General features: G+C 45.0%; 17 protein-coding genes. 6 read left to right on the top strand and 11 right to left on the bottom strand.

Annotated features, from left to right (window positions below):
* The first annotated feature begins 8 nt into the window (after window positions 1–8).
* Genes LKD46_RS11040 through LKD46_RS11020 form a run of 5 tightly spaced genes read left to right on the top strand, consistent with a single transcriptional unit; the run spans window position 9 to window position 2,853 of the window.
* The gene (locus LKD46_RS11040) at window positions 9–365 is read left to right on the top strand and encodes a hypothetical protein (RefSeq protein WP_022426852.1); all 357 of its coding nucleotides are present in this window, start codon (window positions 9–11) and stop codon (window positions 363–365) included.
* Window positions 362–856: a DUF4860 domain-containing protein gene (locus LKD46_RS11035; RefSeq protein ID WP_110102959.1), complete on the top strand. Its 495-nt coding sequence runs from the start codon at window positions 362–364 to the stop codon at window positions 854–856. Before LKD46_RS11040 ends, LKD46_RS11035 begins: the two co-directional genes overlap by 4 nt.
* Window positions 853–1,305 (top strand): hypothetical protein, encoded by a 453-nt coding sequence (locus LKD46_RS11030; RefSeq protein WP_110102960.1) that lies wholly within the window; start codon window positions 853–855, stop codon window positions 1,303–1,305. The genes LKD46_RS11035 and LKD46_RS11030 overlap by 4 nt, the downstream gene beginning before the upstream one ends.
* Window positions 1,302–1,787, top strand: a complete 486-nt coding sequence (locus LKD46_RS11025) for a hypothetical protein (protein ID WP_110102961.1) — start codon at window positions 1,302–1,304, stop codon at window positions 1,785–1,787. The genes LKD46_RS11030 and LKD46_RS11025 overlap by 4 nt, the downstream gene beginning before the upstream one ends.
* A 4-nt stretch (window positions 1,788–1,791) precedes the next feature.
* Complete coding sequence (locus LKD46_RS11020) at window positions 1,792–2,853, top strand: type IV pilus twitching motility protein PilT (RefSeq protein ID WP_118368821.1); 1,062 nt, start codon at window positions 1,792–1,794, stop codon at window positions 2,851–2,853.
* A 172-nt stretch (window positions 2,854–3,025) separates the two neighbouring features.
* On the opposite strand, the gene LKD46_RS11015 is transcribed toward LKD46_RS11020, so the two are convergent.
* From LKD46_RS11015 to LKD46_RS10970, 10 genes are all read right to left on the bottom strand, one after another.
* Window positions 3,026–3,526, bottom strand: a complete 501-nt coding sequence (locus LKD46_RS11015) for a COG2426 family protein (protein ID WP_059086725.1) — start codon at window positions 3,524–3,526, stop codon at window positions 3,026–3,028.
* A 16-nt stretch (window positions 3,527–3,542) separates the two neighbouring features.
* Window positions 3,543–4,601: a histidinol-phosphate transaminase gene (hisC, locus tag LKD46_RS11010; protein ID WP_022426847.1), complete on the bottom strand. Its 1,059-nt coding sequence runs from the start codon at window positions 4,599–4,601 to the stop codon at window positions 3,543–3,545.
* Window positions 4,602–4,779: 178 nt separating this feature from the next.
* Window positions 4,780–5,955, bottom strand: coding sequence for an NAD(P)-dependent malic enzyme (locus LKD46_RS11005; RefSeq protein WP_015526165.1), 1,176 nt, complete (start codon window positions 5,953–5,955; stop codon window positions 4,780–4,782).
* A 56-nt stretch (window positions 5,956–6,011) separates the two neighbouring features.
* Entirely contained in the window at window positions 6,012–7,205 is a 1,194-nt protein-coding gene (locus LKD46_RS11000) for an Ldh family oxidoreductase (protein ID WP_015526166.1), read from the bottom strand.
* Between the two features lie 294 nt (window positions 7,206–7,499).
* Window positions 7,500–8,234, bottom strand: coding sequence for a FadR/GntR family transcriptional regulator (locus LKD46_RS10995; RefSeq protein WP_015526167.1), 735 nt, complete (start codon window positions 8,232–8,234; stop codon window positions 7,500–7,502).
* 252 nt (window positions 8,235–8,486) lie between these two features.
* Complete coding sequence (locus LKD46_RS10990; protein WP_110102963.1) at window positions 8,487–10,088, bottom strand: ATP-binding protein; 1,602 nt, start codon at window positions 10,086–10,088, stop codon at window positions 8,487–8,489.
* Window positions 10,089–10,242: 154 nt separating this feature from the next.
* Window positions 10,243–12,702, bottom strand: coding sequence for a glycoside hydrolase family 3 protein (locus LKD46_RS10985; protein WP_110102964.1), 2,460 nt, complete (start codon window positions 12,700–12,702; stop codon window positions 10,243–10,245).
* A 20-nt stretch (window positions 12,703–12,722) separates the two neighbouring features.
* The gene (locus tag LKD46_RS10980) at window positions 12,723–13,568 is read right to left on the bottom strand and encodes a carbohydrate ABC transporter permease (protein WP_044961860.1); all 846 of its coding nucleotides are present in this window, start codon (window positions 13,566–13,568) and stop codon (window positions 12,723–12,725) included.
* Window positions 13,568–14,521, bottom strand: coding sequence for a carbohydrate ABC transporter permease (locus LKD46_RS10975; protein WP_110102965.1), 954 nt, complete (start codon window positions 14,519–14,521; stop codon window positions 13,568–13,570). The genes LKD46_RS10980 and LKD46_RS10975 overlap by 1 nt, the downstream gene beginning before the upstream one ends.
* 72 nt (window positions 14,522–14,593) lie before the next feature.
* Window positions 14,594–15,961: an ABC transporter substrate-binding protein gene (locus LKD46_RS10970; protein ID WP_110102966.1), complete on the bottom strand. Its 1,368-nt coding sequence runs from the start codon at window positions 15,959–15,961 to the stop codon at window positions 14,594–14,596.
* A gap of 173 nt (window positions 15,962–16,134) precedes the next feature.
* Between LKD46_RS10970 and LKD46_RS10965 the strand changes: the two genes are divergently transcribed.
* Entirely contained in the window at window positions 16,135–16,875 is a 741-nt protein-coding gene (locus LKD46_RS10965) for a helix-turn-helix domain-containing protein (protein WP_110102967.1), read from the top strand.
* A 137-nt stretch (window positions 16,876–17,012) separates the two neighbouring features.
* On the opposite strand, the gene LKD46_RS10960 is transcribed toward LKD46_RS10965, so the two are convergent.
* A complete protein-coding gene (locus LKD46_RS10960) occupies window positions 17,013–19,712 on the bottom strand; it encodes a GH36-type glycosyl hydrolase domain-containing protein (protein WP_110102968.1) in 2,700 nt (899 codons plus the stop codon).
* Between the last annotated feature and the right edge of the window lie 17 nt (window positions 19,713–19,729).

Below are 19,729 nucleotides of genomic sequence, written 5' to 3'. Positions count from 1 at the left end.
GTGACCGCATGGAACTTTTTGAAAGCCGCAGAACAAAATTTCTCAGAGCATTTTTTCTTCTCTTTCCGGCGCTGCTTCTGGTTTTATCCTGCACCTTGTTTGTGGCAGGTGTCAGCAGCACATCCGACCAGGCCGTACACAAAGAACAGGATGCTCTGGAACAAGCACTGAAAAACGGTGCCATCCGTACCTATGCCCTCACAGGCACATATCCCGAAAGCCTGTCCCAGCTTCTCTTGGATTATCATATCACTTATGACAAAACTAAATTCGTAGTAGAGTATGTTCCTAACGGTTCCAATCTCCTGCCGTCTATCAGCGTGATCGCTCTGTCCGGCAGTGCGAAAGGAGGGAATGCCTCATGAATCACCGGAAGAACACCGGACATTCCGTTTCTTCTCTTTTTTCGCTTCTTCTTTTCGGTGTTTTTGTTCTGTTCCTTATACTGATGCTGCTATTTTCCGCCCGGATTTACCAGCAGACTGTGAAACAGACTGACTCCGATTCCGAGCTTGGGACCGCAGCAACTTATCTGACTACCAAATTCCGGCAGCACGACCGCGGCGATGAGATCTTTTCCGGTTCCCTGGATGATATTCCTGCCCTTTGTTTCCGGGACGATATCAAAGGAAAAGAATATATCACGTATATTTACCTGAAGAATGACAGTCTGATGGAGCTTTTCACTGCAAAAGGCTCTCAGGCCAGTTCCGATGCAGGAACCGTCATCTCACAGCTTTCCGATTTCCGGTTTTCGGAAATGGAAAATGGTTTTTACCACTTTTCCCTGGAAAGTACCACGGGAGTCCGCTCGGAATTCCTGCTTCATCGCACTGGCAAAAAGGAGGCATCATGAAAGAATCAAGACATAATTCCGGTACCAGCCTTTTTCTGATGGAAATGATCCTTGCCCTTTTGTTTCTGTCACTTTCCTCAGCTGCCTGCATCCAGATCTTCGCGGCAGCACGAAAAAACCGGCTCCAGGCAGAACAGTGGAACCAGATCCAGGCTCTCACAACCTCCGTGGGCGAGATACTGGAAGGCACTGACGGAACCGATGAACAGTTCCTCTCCCTGCTTCCGGGGGGCATCAAAAAGAACACCAACCTGATCTGGTATTATGACCGTAACTGGCAGAGCTGCTCTTCCGGAGAAGCCGCCTGTGAAATGATCCTGGAAACAGATATTTCTTCTTCAGAAAAATCCGGCGAGCTTTCTTTCCGGCAGCTTTCCAACGGCAGTGAGCTTTACCGGATCACCCTGCGTTTTCCTGTTGATGACTACAGAAGGGAGGCTGTACATTGAAACAGAAGCATACGTTTTTTGTAACTGTCGGCATTCCTTCCTTGTTTCTTATCTTCTCTGTGCTGTGTCTCTGTGTACTTGCTCTGCTTACTCTTGGAAGCTCCAGATCCAGTCTTAACACAGCCAGACATTCTATGGAACAGACCGAAAATTATTACACCGGCTGCGCAAGCGCCACGGAAACCGTTTCAGAAATCCGTGATGATCTGGAGCAATACAGGGAAAAAGCTTCCGATGAGACCAGATATTTTTCCATGATACAAAAGCTTGCGGACACAAGGAACGATCTCAGCTGGGATTCCCACAGTCACACCCTTTCCTTCTCCGTTGGAATTTCCGAGACACAACAGCTTTCTGTAGTGCTTGAGATTTTTTACCCGCAGAAAAAAAGCTCTTCCGCTTATCAGATCCTGCAATGGAACACAGAGCTTACCGGATCCTGGCAACCTGACAACCACCAGAATGTATTTAAAGGAGAATAAACCTATGGATACCCCTATTCCTGAATTTTTAGCAGAAGCTGCCAACCGGCGTGTCTCTGATATCTTTATCATCGCAGGCCGCCCCCTGGCAGAAAAGATCGACGGTCATCTTTTGGACCGTGGTGACAGGCTGATGCCTGATCAGACAGAAAATTTACTCCGCACCATTTACGGCCTTGCGGAAAACCGCGATATATCCCGTCTTATGGAAACCGGTGATGATGACTTTTCTTTTTCCATTCCCGGTGTTTCTAGATTTCGTGTCAATGCCTACAAGCAGCGTGGTTCCCTGGCTGCCGTGATCCGCGTGATCGCCTTCCGGCTGCCGGATCCTGCAGAGCTTTCCATTCCCGAGGATGTGATGAACATCTCCGAATATACCCGTGGCATGGTCCTTGTTACCGGTTCTGCTGGAAGCGGTAAATCCACCACCATGGCCTGTCTGATCGACCGGATCAACCATACCCGGGAAGGCCACATCATCACTCTGGAGGATCCTCTGGAATATCTCCACCGCCATGATCGCTGTATCGTCAGCCAGCGCGAGATCTGTACCGACACCGAAAGCTATCTAACTTCTCTTCGTGCCACACTACGCCAGAGCCCGGATGTGATCCTTCTTGGAGAGATGCGTGATCATGAAACCATCCAGACTGCCATGACCGCTGCGGAAACCGGTCATCTTGTCCTTTCCAGCCTGCATACTCTGGGAGCAGCCAACACCATCGAACGCATCATGGACGTGTTTGAACCATCCCAGCAGCATCAGATCGCCCTCCAGCTTTCCATGGTCCTTCAGGCTGTGATCTCCCAGCAGCTGATCCCGGATGTGGACGGACGCAACATTCCTGTTTTCGAGATCATGCGCCTGACTCCTGCCATCCGCAATATGATCCGCGACAATAAAGTACATCAGATCGAAGGCGTGATCTCCACATCCGGTCAGGAGCAGATGCGTTCTATGGACCAGAGCCTTCTGGAATTATATAAAAAAGGCCGTATCACCAGGGATACAGCTCTGAAATACGCTTTAAACGCGGACATGCTGAAGCGCAGATTTATGTAAGGATCTTCTCGGTATACCTCTGCCTGATATGTAAAAACACATAAAGAAATCCCTTACCGATCTCTGATATGTTTCCGGAATACAGAACACATATCATTTTACAGATCCGGTAAGGGATTTCTTTATTTTCAATCCGATCTCGATCAAAAAGACATTCCTTCTCTGCGATCGATCAATGCACTACATTTCCTACAATTCCATAAGAAACAATATACATAATGGCACTTGCCATAAAAAGTCCGCACAGGATCGCAATGGAGGATTTTTTGATATCCACCTCAAGAAGAGAGGCGATCAGTGCACCTGTCCAGGCTCCTGTGCCCGGAAGAGGGATTCCCACAAACAGCAAAAGTCCCAGAAATTCATATCTCTTGATCTGGTCACTCTTTCCCATAGCTCTGTTTTCCAGCTTTGTGATCAGACCTCTGAACGTCTTTGTTTTTTTCATCCATTTAAAGATCTGCCGGATAAAAAGCAAGATAAACGGAATCGGAATAATATTTCCCACGATACAGATCGGCAGTGCCTTCGCAGCCGATATCTTCAGCAAAGAAGCTGCCAGAAGGCCGCCGCGAAGCTCCAGTATCGGGATCATAGAAATGATGAACACAGCTCCCTCGGGAGAGATAAACTGTGCAAGGTGGTGTGAAAACCATTGTACCAGTACTTCCATAGTACCTCCTTAACTGTTATTTCTGCAGATATTCCGTCAGGAATTCTACCAGCTTTTTCATCTCCTCATCGGTACCGATGGTGATACGGAGATGATTGTCGATCCTGTCCTTCGGGAAATATCTTACATAGATATGTTTCTCCCTCAGTGCTGCGAAAAGCTCTTTGGCCGGACAGCTCTCATGTGTGGCAAAGATAAAGTTGGATCTGGAATCCTGAAAGGAAAATCCAAGCTTCCTGAGCTCTGCCTTTGTCCACTCTCTTGTTGTAATGATCTTATGGCAGCATTCCTCAAAATATGCCTTATCCTCCATAGATGCCACACCAGCCGCGATGGTAGTACGATCCATGGTATAGGAGTTAAAGGAATATTTCACATCATTGAGATATTTGATCAGCTCCGGATTTCCGAAGGCATATCCGATACGCATTCCTGCTAGGGATCTGGACTTGGAGAAGGTCTGCACAACAAGCAGATTATCATATTTTTCGATCAGCGGCAGTGCGGATGCTGCTCCGAAATCCACGTACGCCTCATCTACGATCACGATACTCTCCGGATTCTTTGCCACGATCTCCTCGATCTCGGAAAGAGGCATTTCCACGCCGGTCGGTGCATTGGGATTAGGGAATACGATTCCGCCGTTTTCACGGAAATAATCTTCCTTACGGATATGGAACTCCTCATCTAATGCCGGGCGCTCATATGGGATCCTTAAAAGATCTGCCCATACATCATAGAAAGAATAAGTAATGTCCGGGAACAGGATCGGTTTCTCTGAATTAAAAAATGTGAGAAAACACATAGCCAGTACGTCATCGGAACCAACGCCTGTAAATACCTGCTCGTCCTTCAGGCCGTAGAACGCGGCAATACTGTGTACCAAGTCTCCTGCTGTCGGATCCGGATAAAGTCTCAGGGTATCGGCATCAAGGGCCTTCAGCGCCTTCTCCACACCCGGAGCCGGTGAATATGGATTCTCGTTTGTATTCAGTTTGATCATGCCGCTCTCATTTGGCTGCTCGCCAGGAGTATACGGCACTACTTTTCGTATATTAGCTTCCCATGGTTTCATGCTGTGCTTAACCTCCTATCATATTCTTTTGCTATTGTACTCACTGCGAAGACATTTGTCAAAGGGTAATACCACCTGCTGGGAAACAAAAAGACACCCGTACCGGGTTACGGAGTACGGGTGTCTGATATATTCTTCTTAATGAAGGGCTGTTTTGGTTCGTATCAGGCGTTTAAGATCAGATACGTGCTACGCCTGTTGCTTTTGCTGCCTCTGCTACTGCTTTTGCGACAGCCGGTCCGACTCTCTTGTCGAATGCCTTCGGAATGATATACTCCGGAGAAAGCTCCTCATCTGTGATCAGATCTGCAAGAGCCTTGGAAGCTGCGATCTTCATCTCATCGTTGATATCACTTGCTCTTACATCAAATGCACCACGGAAGATTCCAGGGAATGCAAGAACGTTGTTGATCTGGTTCGGGAAGTCACTTCTTCCTGTGGAGATAACCTTTGCTCCGCCTGCTTTTGCGTCATCCGGGAAGATCTCCGGTGTCGGGTTTGCGCATGCGAAGATGATGGCATCTTTGTTCATGGTCTTAACCATCTCTGTTGTAACTGCTCCAGGAGCGGAAACACCGATAAATACATCCGCGCCAACCAGCATCTCTGCAAGAGATCCCTGTTTCTTCTGAAGGTTTGTGAGCTTGCTCATCTCTTCCTTAACCGGGTTCATTCCTTCTGTACGTCCCTCATAGATGGCACCCTTTCTATCGCAGAGTGTAACATCCTTGAAGCCTGCTTTCAGAAGAAGTCTGCAGATAGAGATAGCAGCTGCACCTGCACCGTTCATAACGATACGAACATCCTCTTTCTTCTTTCCGACAACCTTCAGAGCGTTTGTCAGACCTGCAAGTGTGATGACTGCAGTTCCGTGCTGATCATCGTGGAAGATCGGAATATCACATTTCTCTTTCAGTTTTTTCTCGATCTCAAAGCATCTCGGAGCGGAGATATCCTCAAGGTTAACACCACCGAAGGATCCGGAGATCATGTAAATAGTATTTACGATCTCGTCTACATCATGGCTCTTAATGCAAAGCGGGAATGCGTCTACATCGCCGAATGCTTTGAAAAGTACACATTTACCTTCCATTACAGGCATACCGGCTTCCGGTCCGATGTCACCAAGACCAAGAACTGCGGAACCGTCTGTTACAACAAGACACATATTCCATCTTCTTGTAAGCTCGTAGGATTTATTGATATCTTTCTGGATCTCAAGGCAAGGCTGAGCTACACCTGGTGTATATGCAAGAGAAAGGTCGTCTTTATTCTCAACCGGCACTCTTGTAACAACCTCGATCTTACCTTTCCAATCTCCGTGCAGTCTTAATGACTCTTTTGCATAATCCATTTTCTTTTCCTCCTTGGATAATTATGATATATTTCATTTCAAAAGGATTACCTGAATTAATAATTACCATTGAAGAATTTACTGTCCTTCGGAAGCTCATAGCCTTCAAAATAAGAGCCAAAATCAAGCTTCAGATAACTGCAGAGATCAGCAAGCTCTACCATGGTATTGTCGTTGACCGGAATGCCATTCTCTTTTCTGTCTTTTTCAGCAGCTACCTCTTTCTCGCCGTGTGTATAGATCCTGTCCTGACCGTCTGCCTTCGGACTCTCCCGAAGCGCCTCAAGATATTCTGAAAAATGCTTGCGGATCGCATCCGGATCTCCGAATGCCGCCGGGTTGATCGCCATAAATCCATGGCAGATACCGGTCTTGTCCGGGAATGTACAGCATTTGTCGGAGGTAACGCCCATGGAAAGAATAGAGCTGAACAGCTCACAGAGCATTCCATAGCCATATCCCTTATGGCTTCCGCTGACTTCCTCGTTTCCACCAAGAGGCATGATTCCGCCGCCCTTCTTGGCTACGATGTTTGCAAGTACATCCGGTGCATTATTGCTGGCATGACCGTTTTTGTCAAGTGCCCAGCCATCCGGAAGAGGCTTGCCCATCTTATTATACATTTCCAGTTTACCTCTGGTTACAACTGTTGTGGAACAGTCAAAGAAAAACGGATACGGGTCTGCAGGCATAGCGACTGCGATCGGGTTGGAGCCCAACATAGCCTTTCTTCCAAAAGTCGGTACCATGATCGCCTCGGAGTTGGTACATGCCATTCCAAGAAGGCCTTCATGGCAGGCCATGTTCGCATAATATCCTGCAATACCGAAATGGTTGGAATTTCGTACACTTACGATTCCCACACCAGTTGTCTTTGCCTTCTCAATTGCCTTTTCCATGGCAAAATGGCTGATCAGCTGACCCATTCCGTTATGTCCGTCTATCACAGCAGAAATCGGTGTCTCAAAAACAACTTCCGGTTTCGCCTGGGGATGAATAGTCCCCTTCTCGATTCCTTTATGGTAACGAACCATTCTCTGCATTCCGTGGCTCTCGATCCCATACAGATCAGCAGTCAGAAGAACATCTTTAATGATGCTTCCTTCTTCCTCAGAAAAGCCAAACGCTTTAAAAACATCTCCGCAGAAATGGTTCAGTGTGTCATAACTCCATTTTACATATCCCATAATCGCAAGTCCTTTCTCCTGATATTTCCGGCAGGTTACCGCCCACGCTGTGGCCTGCTGCATATTTTATATGATACTGCAGGGGTACAGTAACCTTCATCCTGTGCTGTCTCGTCTTATGCTGTCCTGCCTCATGCTATCTTACCTTACGCTGTCTAGTCTCATGCTGTCCCAACTTACGCTGTCTCATCTTATGCTGTCTCGTCATGAAGCCTTCAGGATGCTGCCATAATATCAAACTTTTTTGGTATTACCAATACAGTCCCTATTATAGCACGCGGTCTTACCAAAATCAATAGTGGTCTTACCAGATTAACGGGATTTTTACTGAAATTTTATTTAATTTTTTCAGGTGGATCAGCGATGAAATACAAGGCTGTTCTCCCCCTGCTGCTGCGCAATCTCCAGTATATATTTCTCAATGGTTTCCATATGTTCGCGCATCAGCTTCTCCGCCTGGTTCCGGTCTCCGGAAATAATGGCTTCCACCAGCCTTCTGTGCTGCTCATCCACCTCCAGAGCGGAATTATGTTTCTGCATAATATAGGCTCGGGTGCCGGAAATGATCTCCTCAGTCAGCTGCGCTGCCGCATCCAGGACATTGTAGATCATAGGATTCCCTGCGATCCTGCCAATCTTCGTATGAAGCTTCTTATCAAGACCTGCACGGGCTTTCTCGTCCTCTGAGCTCTCCAGCTGTGCCAGGATGGAACGCAGATCTAATGCATCCTTCTCCGTACAATTCCCGGCTGCAAGAAGCGCAGCCTCCTGCTCCAGCGCAGAACGAAGTTCCTGTACCTGCTGTACATGGCTGTTATTCAGCTGAAAAAGAAGGGCCAGTGGTGCAGAAAGCCACTGATCCATATTCTCGGTAATATAGTTGGCTCCGCCGCGGACCGTTGTGACAATTCCCATCAGCTCCAGTGCCCGCAGGACTTCACGGACAGCAGGTCTGGAAACTCCCAGTGATTCTGCCATAACACGTTCCGCAGGTAAAGTGTCCCCCGGCTTCAGTTCTCCCCGCCGGATATTTTCTATGATCTGCGCTAATATTCCGTCAAATGCTCGTTCTTCTGTAATCTTTGTAAACATGTCGTCCGTTTCGGCCGCCTTCCTTTATTATTGTGTTGCCTTCCTTTACATAAAAATCCCGGAATATAGACAAGTGGATATTTACCATTCTCAGTCATCATGCAGTTCTGCACCAAATGATCGCTCTGCAGCCATTCAGCCAGTCTGTGCATTTTGACTATTTGCCCTCTCTATTTTCCGGACTTTTATAGTAAATATTATACGATAATTCCCCAATTTAATCAATAGTAAATAATAAATTGGTAAGACATATTATTTTATTCCATTATTGAGAATGTTTTCCACTTCCTCCATCTGGCCCAGAAGCATTTTCTGGCGGTCGTCAAAAAGAAGACCTTTATTATGCCTGTAATACTGGTCAGAACCGTTCTCCCGAATGAACCAGAGACTATAATAGTTGGCATTCAGTTCTGTGATAAATGCCACCATTTCCTGGCTGTCCCCAAAAGCAGCTTCCATGAAGTCGAAGACGTTCTGAAGAGTAAGAGATATTTCGTCGGTTCGGTTTTCGTAGGCTTCGGTTTCGGATTCGAAGAGGACTTTCACAAACTCATAGTTCCTGTTTGATGATGGAATTTCCGATTCTGCTGCGGCACTTCCGCCTCCTGCCAGCTCTGAACCTGATCCGGTTTTATCTGATCCGATTGATTCCGATCCAATTGATCCCGAGGTTGATTTCAATCCGGACGCATTTTCAAAGAATGACACAACACGTTTCTGTATACGCTCCTGCTGTTTTGTAAGAAGCTCACTCTTTTTGTCCTTTTCAAAATCCGCCTCTGCTTTTTCCATGAGATTTTTTGCTGTGAGGCTGTCCTGATCTTCTCTGAAGTACACCATATAATCATACAGTTTCGTGAGGTAGGCATCGGTAAGATAGCATTCTGTAAAAAGCTCGCTGAGCTTTCCGTTGAGAAGGCTTACAATGCTCAGATGCTCGTCCAGGGAGGCTGTACGGATCTTGCCCAGAGTAATGGGATCCCACTTTCCTTTCAGGATGTCCTCCACTTTATAATCCGTTCTGTATTTATAATAGAGAGCCAGATAGCTGGCAAAATCCTTCGCGATCATCCTGTGCTGAATGTACTGGCTGACCACCTCACGGTCTACGGTTTTTCCAAGGATCTCATAAACCTGGATCAGACGGGAAAGATCCTCCCAGCCTCTGGCTGTGGCAAAGATCTTTCCGTCTACGGTATTCTCCACCCTGTAGAAATTTTTTCTGCGAAGCTCCAGATAGGAGATCACCGCCGGATGAATTCCCTGCTGATAGGCGTATTCCTTCCATACATCAAAGTCTGCCTCCACATCGATCTTCTTGATACGGTCCAGAGTGACCACATCGAATTCCCGGACGGATTTGTTATATTCTGGCGGGTTGCCTGCTGTGACGATTACCCAGCCTTCCGGCACCTTCTGGTTTCCGAAGGTTTTTCCCTGAAGGAACTGCAGCATCATCGGCGCTAGTGTTTCAGATACGCAGTTGATCTCATCAATGAACAGGATGCCTTCTTTCAGACCTGTTTTTTCCATTTTGTCGTAAACGGACGAAATGATCTCACTCATGGTATATTCCGTGACAGAAAATTCTTCCTCACCATAATTCTTTTTTACAATAAAAGGAAGTCCCACAGCACTCTGCCTGGTGTGGTGGGTAATGGTATAGGAAACAAGAGCAATCCCGCATTCCCTTGCTATCTGTTCCATAATCTGTGTCTTTCCGATTCCCGGAGGGCCCATAAGAAGGATCGGTCTCTGTCGGATTGCCGGGATCCGGTACTCACCGAATTCGTCCTTTAAAAGATATGCTTCTATGGAATCTCTGATCTCCTGCTTTGCTCGTTTTATATTCATGGTATTCTCCTTTTCACGGCATATAAAAAACTGCCTGCAGGATCCTCCGCCTAAAACGGGTTGCCTTGCGCGACATCTGCAAAAAATATGCCTGAATCCAATGATAAATCGAAAATTGAATTCAGGCAAGTTTTTCACTACTATATAATTTTTTTTATTCTGCTGTCAGTGTGTGTATCAGGTTCAGAATACGTCCCGCACACATTCTGACAACTTCTTCCGAAAGCTTTCCGTCTTCAAAAGCTTTTCGGATATTTTCTGCGTCGTCTGCATTACCAGGCATGATAATATCATTTCCTGCTGTCACGCATTTCCACGGAATACTTCCATCTTCCGGAACCGTTGTATTCCAGTCTGACATGATCACACCGTCAAATCCCCATTCTTTTCGGGCAATGGCTGTACAGAGATCAACACTGTTTGCAGCATGGACACCATTCAGTAAATTATAGGAAGACATGATTGCCACTGGTCTGCTTTCTTTAACTGCAATCTCAAAACCACGCAGGTAAATTTCCCTCAGGGCACGTTCTGATACCTGTGCATCTACGCCCATACGATTATCTTCCTGATTGTTGCAGGCAAAATGCTTAACGGTAACACCGCAGCCAGGTCTGCTCTGCACTCCTTTTGTCATGGCTGCTGCCATAGTTCCGGAAAGCAGCGGATCTTCGGAATAATACTCAAAATTTCTGCCGCACAGAGGGTTTCTCTGAATATTAAGACCAGGTGCTAGCCAGAGATCTATGTGGAATTCTTCCATTTCTTCTGCCACTGCTATTCCAACTTTTTCCACAAGGGCAGTATCCCAGGTCTGAGCCAGTGCAGTTCCAACCGGAAATGCCGTACAGAACTGATAATATCTGTCTGCGTTTTCGTGAGTCTCATCTGTTCTCAGGTATCCATTTTCCAGAGATCCAAGGACACCGATTCCATATACTGTGTCTGTTTCTCTGTCTACTTCATAATTCTGCTGAAGTCTCAGTCCTGCCGGCCCATCGGCCATGATCAGTGGGGAAACGCCATATTGCTCATAAAGAGCAGCCGTGGTCTCACCGGCAGAGCCAGGAACACGGATTCCTGCCGCCCCCAGATTACTGGAGATTCCAGCAATATTCCCATAAAACAGCGGGAGCAGATCCTTTGCAGGAATCTTATTTTCCGGTTGGCAGGTGCATTCTGTTCTCTTCTCTGGTTCAGGATAATAGATATATCTTCCAATCTTCTCATTCTCTGCCTTCTCTTTCCATTTCAGAGTTCTGGCAGAAAGATTCTGGCGGTCATAAACTTCTTCAGTAATATCAGTCTGATTCTCAAGGATATTCGTTTTATCCAGGATCACACTCTCCGGCACTTCAAGCATTGCAACCAGCGTAAGCGATGCAATGCTGTTTCCGACCCAGACAGCATAATAACCTTTTTCAGCAATCCAGGCATGCTGCTCTTCGGAAAAATATGCCAGTGTCTTTCTGTCGATCCTGATTTTCAGCAGTTCTTTTTCCCCCGGCTTCAGAAGTTTTGTTTTTGCAAAGCCAGCCAGTCGACGGTATTCCTTCCCTAATTCATCCTGTGGAAGAGACACATAGACCTGCACGACCTCTTTTCCCGAAAAAGTTTCTCCTGTATTCGTTACCTCTGCTTCAACTTCAACGCCATCCCCTGATGTTTTCATCCCATGGAAACGTATCTGCATTTCTGTGTAAGAAAGTCCATATCCAAACGGAAACAGCGGTTTTACACCAAAAGTATCAAAATAACGATATCCTGTATAAATTCCTTCCTTGTACTCTTCTCTTTCAAGCTTGCCATTGAGATAGCTGTATTCCTCTGCACACGGATAATCCTCATACCTTCTGGCCCATGTTGCAGTCAGCTTGCCGCCTGGAGTTACCTTTCCCAGAAGGACATTGGCGAGGGCAAGTCCGCCTCTTTGTCCAAGCTGGGAAATATTCAGGACAGCACAGATATTTTCTGTTTCTTCCAGAATATCTGTCAGTTCTACCGGACCGCCGGAATTCAGGATAAGTACTGTAGGAATCTTCTGTGCATCAAGGAACCGGATATCCTCCCGCTCCCGTCTGCTCAGATAATAATCTCCCTCGACCCTGCGCCTATCCTTTCCCTCACCGGAAATCCTGCTTACCACATAGATTGCTGTCTGGGCATCGACAGTATCTTCTGCTGTGACTGCACGGCCTTCCGGCATTGCAAAGGGATTTTCCGCATAGGCATCAAAAGGATTTTCCACAAACTTTGCTTCTTCCAGTATTTTTTCTTTCCATGCCCGGCGTGCTTCTGCGTATATTGACTCATAATTGGCCAGCCATTTCTCGCTTACGACCTGAATACCGTTTTCTTTCAGTCCCTGATAAATAGAAATGTTACTTCTGTTATTCACATCACCGGAACCTGTTCCGCCTTTCACTGTCTTTCCCGCACCGGCGCCGTATAAACCTATTTTCGTGGAAATATTCAGAGGGAGTATTTTTTTATCATTTTTCAGCAGTACAATACCCTCCTCTGCTGCTTTTTCCGAAAGAAGACCGTTTCGTATTTCACGGTCTGACATGCTGTGTTTCTTTGTTCCGCTGTGTTTCCATTTCTTAACTGTCATATCTTACCTGCTACCTTTTGTTATTCTTTTACGCCTCCAAGTGTCACTCCTGCGATGATAAACTTGGAAAGAAGGAGATATACGATAATGATCGGCACAATGGCAACTGTGATCATCATGTAAATCTTACCCATATCAAAATTCATATAATCTGCTCCACGAAGTGTTGCAATCAGGATTGGAACAGTCATCTTGCTTTTAGACTGGATAACCAGAGCAGGAACGAAATAATTGTTCCAGGAGCCTACAAATGTAAAAATCGCCTGTACAGCGATTGCCGGCTTCATGATTGGCAGGACAATACTGTTGAAAGTACGGAATTCTCCGGAGCCGTCAATTCTGGCTGCTTCTACCAGTGACATCGGCAGTGAGGACTGCAGATAGCTGTACATAAAATAGAATACGGCTGGTGACGCAACAGACGGAATGATCAACGGAAGCAGGGAATCATATAATCCCATCTTTGTGATCAGACGAAGGAAGCCCATTGCAGTTACCTGTGTCGGCATGACGAGGATCGCCATGATAAATGTAAACGCTACATTCCTTGCCTTGAAATCATAGGCATAAAGACCATATGCTGTCAGTGAGGAAAAATATGTACATAATACTGCACTGCATCCGGACACGATAATACTGTTAAGAATTCCCCTGAACATCGGAAAGCTTCCGTCATTTGCAACATTCATCAGGTTTTTCCAGAAATATTTTCCAGGAAGAGCAGAAAATCCCTTCTGAAGCTCTGCATGAGAATGAGACGCATTCACGATCAGTACATAAAAGAAAAAGAGACACATAAAGGAAAGAATAATAAGTACCACATGTGCCACGATACTTCTGATCCTGCTGGCTGTCTTATCTTTCATCATTTTGTTTTTCTCCTTTCTGCTCTTGCTCTCTTTTTCGCTGCTTTCTTAGATCCGTCCGGATCATTGTCGTTAGTCATACGATATACAAAGAAGCAGAGGATTGCACTGATAATAAACAGGTATACAGACAATGCTCCGGCCATACCATAATTCTTGCTCTTCAGATGGCTGTTCAGGAACATAATCAGTGTCATGGATGTTCTGTCCGGATTACCCTGTCCGTTTGTGAGGATCTGCGGTACATCAAACATCTGAAGGCCACCGATGATGGAAGTGATCAGAGTATAGGAAAGAATCGGACGAATCAGTGGAAGCGTAATATAGACGAAACGCTGAATGCTGTTGCATCCGTCCAGATCCGATGCTTCAAAAATATCCATACTGATTCCCATTACTGCTGCCATCAGCATGATGGTCGTGTTTCCGAACCACATCAGGAAATTCATGAAACCTACCAATGATCTTGTTCCCAGAACAGAGCCCAGAAAATCAATCGGTTCCTTTATCCAGCCCAGTGAACACAAAATGGAGTTTACAGGTCCGTTTGTGGAAAACATGGTAAAAAACAGAAGTGCAAATGCTGATGCCATGATCAGGTTCGGCAGATAAATTACAACCTTAAAAAACTGCTTGCCATGAAGCTTCAACCTGGCATCAGTAAACCAGCATGCAAGCACCAGTGCAACAACGATCTGCGGAACAAATCCGATCACCCAAAGGATCAGTGTATTCAGTCCGTATTTCAGCATGTCAGAATGCAGAAGACTGACATAATTGGCAAGTCCTACAAAATTAGGACCAATCTGCTTGATTCCAGAACGGAAATATTCAAAAAAGCTGTATCTCACTGTATCAAACAGCGGAATCAGCGAAAAGATAAAATAGATCACAAAAAACGGAAGAATAAATATGTATCCCCATTTTCCGTAATTAACGCTCTTTTTCTTCATAATGCTCTTCCTTTCCAGCAAACTGCAGGATCCAAAGATCCTGCAGCATCAACAATTATCCTCATGTGGTATTTATTCCGGCCACTGGATCTCTGTGATCTCCGGATAACGCTCCTGAATAGCTGTCTCAAAGTTGGCTTTTGCTTTGTCAAAGTCTACTTTACCCTGGAAGTAATCACTGAAAGCGTTCTGGATCAGCTCTACACAACCCTGGTCATATGCGGAAAGCGGTGCGATCTTGATATTCTCTGCAACCGGTGCAAAATACTCAAACGGGTTCTGTCCACCAAGGAAATCAGATGCGAAATCTGCATTTGTAGCTGCATCTTTCATACCGGATTTTGTATTTGTAAAATCAGAGTATTCTTTGGAAATCTTAAGAAGATTATCCTTATTTCCCGTCATTGCCAGAATAATATCTTTGACATGTTCCGGATCATCTGTTCCTGTTGCAGCCTGAATGTAAGAACCACCCCAGTTGTATTCCTGCGGAGGATTTGTAACAGCCCAGTCACCTTCTGCTCCATCCCAGTTTGGTTTCAGAGTAAAGTCGATACCCCATGCCGGGAAGAGGAATGCGAATACCTTGGACTCAGAACTCATTGCCTTGTTCCAGTCATCGTTCCACTGACCTTTTACAGTTTTGTTAAGATAACCTGCATCCAGCCACTCTTTGGAATCTTTTACCCAGTCCATGATCTTTGAATCTACTTTGATCACAGAATCACCGGACTCTACCCACGGATTCTCAATGCTGTTTCCATATAAACGAAAAGTGTCTGCATAAGAAGCAAATGTATAATATCCTTTTTCTTTCAGCTGAGCTGCTGTTTCTTTAGCTGTATTCCAGTCTTTCATCTTCTCGCCAACTTCTTTCGGGTCATCAGTACCGAAAACATCTTTCGCAATGTCACGACGATATACAAGGACACCCGGGCAGCACTGCCATGTGGCGCCTCTCTGTACTCCATCCGCATCAGAAGCTGTTGTTTTCGTGAAATCATACTGATCTGCAAGATCCTTGTCCGGATCAATGCCAAGATCAGTAAGAGGCATTGCAACATCTGCATCTTTGTCTGTATATTTGAATACATAATCTGTCTCAGAAAGGAATATGTCTACCTTATCATCTGCACTTGCATCAGCCTGGTTGAGAAGTGCCTCATCCAGTTTCTGCTGATATACGCCATCCTGGTTCGGATTTACGATCCAGTGGATCTCTGTACCATCTTTCAGTTTTGTAACTGTACCATCTTTGGAAGTGGACTCTACTTCCGGATAAACAGCTTCCAGTCTCTGACGGAACTCATCATTCCAGGAATAAATATTGATCACTTTTCCCTCATCCGATCCTTTTGCAGATACACAGCTTACATTTGCTGCCATCATTCCACAAACCATTGCTGCTGCAAGGATCATAGATACCGCTCTTTTTTTCATAGTATAAATCCTCCTTTTTCTGTAGCATCCCCGATGCTTTACCTTTGATGATAAAAGTATACCATTTTTTTATCTGCGATTATATTATTAATCTTAACAAAATGTCAGATTCATGTCATAATATAAGAAACCAATACATTCCTTAAACATCAACATATAAGGAGGATATCAATATGTCCATTTCCCAAGACTGGATTACTAATGAACTGGAAGATACAGAACTGGAAGCTCTTCATCGCTCTCCCTCTGTGGAATATTCTTTTTACAATGCCGTAAGAGCCGGTGATATGGAAGCTGTAAACAAAAACTGCGAGGAAGACTCTTTTCTTCATCTGAAGGGAACCGGTATCCTCTCCAAAAATCCTCTGATCAACCTGAAGTATCATTTCGTTGTCACTACTGCCATGCTCACCCGTTACTGTATTGACGGTGGACTGGAGCCTGAACAGGCATATCGTCTCAGCGATTTTTACATTCTGAAAATGGATTCCTGCACCACTGTACGCCAGATTGCAGATCTGCATCATATTATGGCCAGAGATTTTACCGGAAAAATGATCCTCCAGAAAAAAAGCTCTATTCTTTCCAGACCGGTCATGCAATGCGTGGACTATATTTACGGTCACATTAAGGAGCGTATCACCATTCAGGATCTGTCAGAACATACCGGACTCTCTCCCAGTTATCTGTCCAGAGTATTCAAACAGAATCTTGGAGTATCCATAAGTGATTACATCCGCGAAAAAAAAATCGAAAAAGCCACTCACCTGCTCCGATACTCTGATAAAGCAGTCGTTGATATCGCCAATTATCTGAATTTCTCTTCACAGAGTCATTTTATCCAGATCTTTGAAAACTTCACCGGCCTTACCCCAAAGAAGTACCGTGACAAATATTACAAATCCATGTGGTAAACATCCTTATTATTATGGCTGATATTTTTTATCAGCATCAAAAACGACATCCCGCAGCTTTTTACAACTGTGGGATGCCGTTTTCCTATTGATACTTCTGTTTCTGTAATTTAACAATTATGTATAACCGATTTCGGTTACATCAGTTCCACTTTGATCCTGTGTGTTTCTTTTACAGAAAGCTTTTCGAGCAGTTCCCGATCTATACGTACACAGGTACTCTGTTTGTTTTTCATTTCCTTTTCATCGCACCATACTGTTTTTATTTTATATTCTGAAGGAAGTTTTTTCTCCGGATTGCAGATACAGATCTCCAGCTTTCTTCCGGCAAATTCCATAGTAAGAGATGCCTGTCCATTCTCATTATACTGCTTCGGCATCAGTGCCGGCGCGATCACCAGATCTCCAAGATCTCCTCTGACGCCAAATACCTCTGTGATCATAGTCAGCATATACCAGCTTGCAGCACCGGTAAGATATGCATACAATCCTCTTCCCTGATTATCAAAATATTCCGGAATTCCAGGATACATCCTGCTGTTCTCAAAATCCATGGCAGCGTCCAGAAGCGTTTCCAGAACTTTATATCCTTCTTTTGCATAGCCGTTTTTATACAGTGCATTGCCATACATAACAGCCATATGGGAAAATACCGCTCCGTTTTCCTTTTCTCCATAAGCAAACCCGAACATTCTTCCCAGATCAAATTTTTCTTCATGGAAATTGGTATTCAGGCGATATCCTCCTGCCTGACGGTCAAAAAGATATTTATCCGCACTTTTACAGATAGACTCAATCTGATCTTTCTGTGCGGTTTTACTCATGATCGCAAATACCTGACTGGTAAGCATCATACGTACCTGGCTGTTTTCTGCCCTTTCCACAGGACGTTTATGATCATCATAATATCCGTTGAACCAGCCGTTTTCTCCGTCTTTTACCCATTCTCTTCTGCGGATGTTTTCCATCATCCAATCTGCCTTTTCATCCAGATTCCGGCTAAGCTGGTCCAGACGGATCACAATAGTATTTCCGCTGATATCATGTGCACATTTTTCTGTGTACTGTCTCAGAAGCTGCTGCTTTTTCTCCGGGCTTTCATAAAGCTCACGGTCTCCGGTAAACAGGATTTCCATTTCTTCCGCAACTTCAATCCTGTCAAACATTTCCTTTTCCTGAAGTTTTCTCAGATATTCTGCGATGTTCTTCATATTTCCAGCATATGCACAGGTAAATGCCACACTCTCACCATTTTCCCATGCCATATCCATGGCATCGTTCCAGTCTGCCCCGTGAAGTTTCATCTCGTTGTGCTCTCCTACATCATAAAAAGCACAGAGATTTTCCAGCAAAATGTGTTCCAGAACCGTTCCGTAATAAACCTCACCGGATTCTGTTTTCTGATTTTCTCCATAGGCACTGCTCCATTTTTCATCATGCGCAGTTCCTCTTTTTGTCTGAAGATCCTTGAAATATGGAATCTTCTCAAAAAGGACATTCATATCCCCGGTCTGATCCATATAAAGCTTCGTTGTCACAAATGGCCAGAAAGCATGATCCATCCACACGCGGGCAATGTTGTTGCGGTCTGCGATAAATTCCCCCTGTCTGTTTCCGATGATCGTGGCATTGGTTCCATCGATGCGTACTCCACCGTAATTATCGACGATCATCTGACGTACAACAGAAGGCTCCATGATCAGAAGTGCCAGACAGTCCTGCCAGAGATCACGCCAGCCTCTTCCACCTTTTCCATAATCATGATACGGTAGGAATGAACAACCGTAAATTCTTCTTAATATCGGCTGGAAACAGATCCATTTCAGATAATTATCTCTGTCCTCATCACCTGTCTCAAAAGAAACATTCACTTTTTCTGTCCAGTGTTTTTTTACATGTTCAAATTCTCTTGCAACCTGTTTTTCAGTTCTGTAAAACCGTGCAGTCTCCTCCGGCAGCTGATTTTTTTCAGATATTCCCGCTGTCACAACATATACAGCTGTTTCATGTGGTCTCAGAACCCTGGATGCAAAACGAATACCACCGACAGCTTCCTTTCCTTCAATTTCTGTCCCTGCCGGAACACCTTTTTTCTCTTCTCTGACCACCTCCGGAATCAGGAAAGAACCGCCTTCTCCGATAAACATTTCCACATCAGGATAAAAGCTTTCCGGTTCCGTTCCCTCGCCTTCAGATCCATATACAAAATATGCAGTATTATTCTTCTGATGACCTCTTTCATCAAAAGAAAGCACCGGTTTTACTTCAACACCGTACTCCGTTGTTCTTATCCTGTGCAAAAGGGAAGTCACATGCCTGTGATCTCTGAGATTGTCTGCACTTCTTCCATATACAGGTATTACAGCAACCGGTGTGATCTCCTGTTCTTCCTCTTCAATATTGGTAATCTTTACAAGATGGACCTCCGCATCACCTTTCACTGTCACAAAAGACAAAATCTCTGACTGAAGTCCGTATTTCTCAGAAGTTCTGTGCAGCTTCTGCCACATAAATCCGGCTTCCAGGCTGCTTTTATCCTGTTTATCAGTATATTTCTGAAATTCCTGTTCTGCCGAAACTCCGCATGCTGACCAGTAACCTTTTCCTTTTATCTTGCACCAGAAATTTCTGGTGTTTCGATTATTATGAAGATTCTCAATGCTTACCGGTTCCAGCAGAAAATGATTCTGATCCAGTTTGCTGTCTCCTCCCAGAGAAGGGGTGATCGCGGATTTCAATCCGTTTTCTCCGGCCAGAGGTATATATAAACCGCTGTAATTCTCCGGATTTTCTATGGAAAAGCTTCCATTTTTATCCTGAAATTTTATATATTTCATTCTGTGATCTCCTTCCT

The sequence above is a fragment of the Blautia fusiformis genome (assembly GCF_020686995.1).
Taxonomy (GTDB): domain Bacteria; phylum Bacillota; class Clostridia; order Lachnospirales; family Lachnospiraceae; genus Blautia_A; species Blautia_A fusiformis.
Note: the sequence above shows the minus strand (reverse complement) of the source record. Positions and strands in the feature narration are given on the sequence as shown.

Coding starts and splice junctions, on each gene's coding strand:
- LKD46_RS11040 (WP_022426852.1), top strand. CDS start 9: ATGGAACTTTTTGAAAGCCGCAGAACAAAATTTCTCAGAGCATTTTTT.
- LKD46_RS11035 (WP_110102959.1), top strand. CDS start 362: ATGAATCACCGGAAGAACACCGGACATTCCGTTTCTTCTCTTTTTTCG.
- LKD46_RS11030 (WP_110102960.1), top strand. CDS start 853: ATGAAAGAATCAAGACATAATTCCGGTACCAGCCTTTTTCTGATGGAA.
- LKD46_RS11020 (WP_118368821.1), top strand. CDS start 1,792: ATGGATACCCCTATTCCTGAATTTTTAGCAGAAGCTGCCAACCGGCGT.
- LKD46_RS11015 (WP_059086725.1), bottom strand. CDS start 3,526: ATGGAAGTACTGGTACAATGGTTTTCACACCACCTTGCACAGTTTATC.
- hisC (WP_022426847.1), bottom strand. CDS start 4,601: ATGAAACCATGGGAAGCTAATATACGAAAAGTAGTGCCGTATACTCCT.
- LKD46_RS11005 (WP_015526165.1), bottom strand. CDS start 5,955: ATGGATTATGCAAAAGAGTCATTAAGACTGCACGGAGATTGGAAAGGT.
- LKD46_RS11000 (WP_015526166.1), bottom strand. CDS start 7,205: ATGCAGCAGGCCACAGCGTGGGCGGTAACCTGCCGGAAATATCAGGAG.
- LKD46_RS10995 (WP_015526167.1), bottom strand. CDS start 8,234: ATGTTTACAAAGATTACAGAAGAACGAGCATTTGACGGAATATTAGCG.
- LKD46_RS10990 (WP_110102963.1), bottom strand. CDS start 10,088: ATGAATATAAAACGAGCAAAGCAGGAGATCAGAGATTCCATAGAAGCA.
- LKD46_RS10985 (WP_110102964.1), bottom strand. CDS start 12,702: ATGACAGTTAAGAAATGGAAACACAGCGGAACAAAGAAACACAGCATG.
- LKD46_RS10980 (WP_044961860.1), bottom strand. CDS start 13,568: ATGAAAGATAAGACAGCCAGCAGGATCAGAAGTATCGTGGCACATGTG.
- LKD46_RS10975 (WP_110102965.1), bottom strand. CDS start 14,521: ATGAAGAAAAAGAGCGTTAATTACGGAAAATGGGGATACATATTTATT.
- LKD46_RS10970 (WP_110102966.1), bottom strand. CDS start 15,961: ATGAAAAAAAGAGCGGTATCTATGATCCTTGCAGCAGCAATGGTTTGT.
- LKD46_RS10965 (WP_110102967.1), top strand. CDS start 16,135: ATGTCCATTTCCCAAGACTGGATTACTAATGAACTGGAAGATACAGAA.
- LKD46_RS10960 (WP_110102968.1), bottom strand. CDS start 19,712: ATGAAATATATAAAATTTCAGGATAAAAATGGAAGCTTTTCCATAGAA.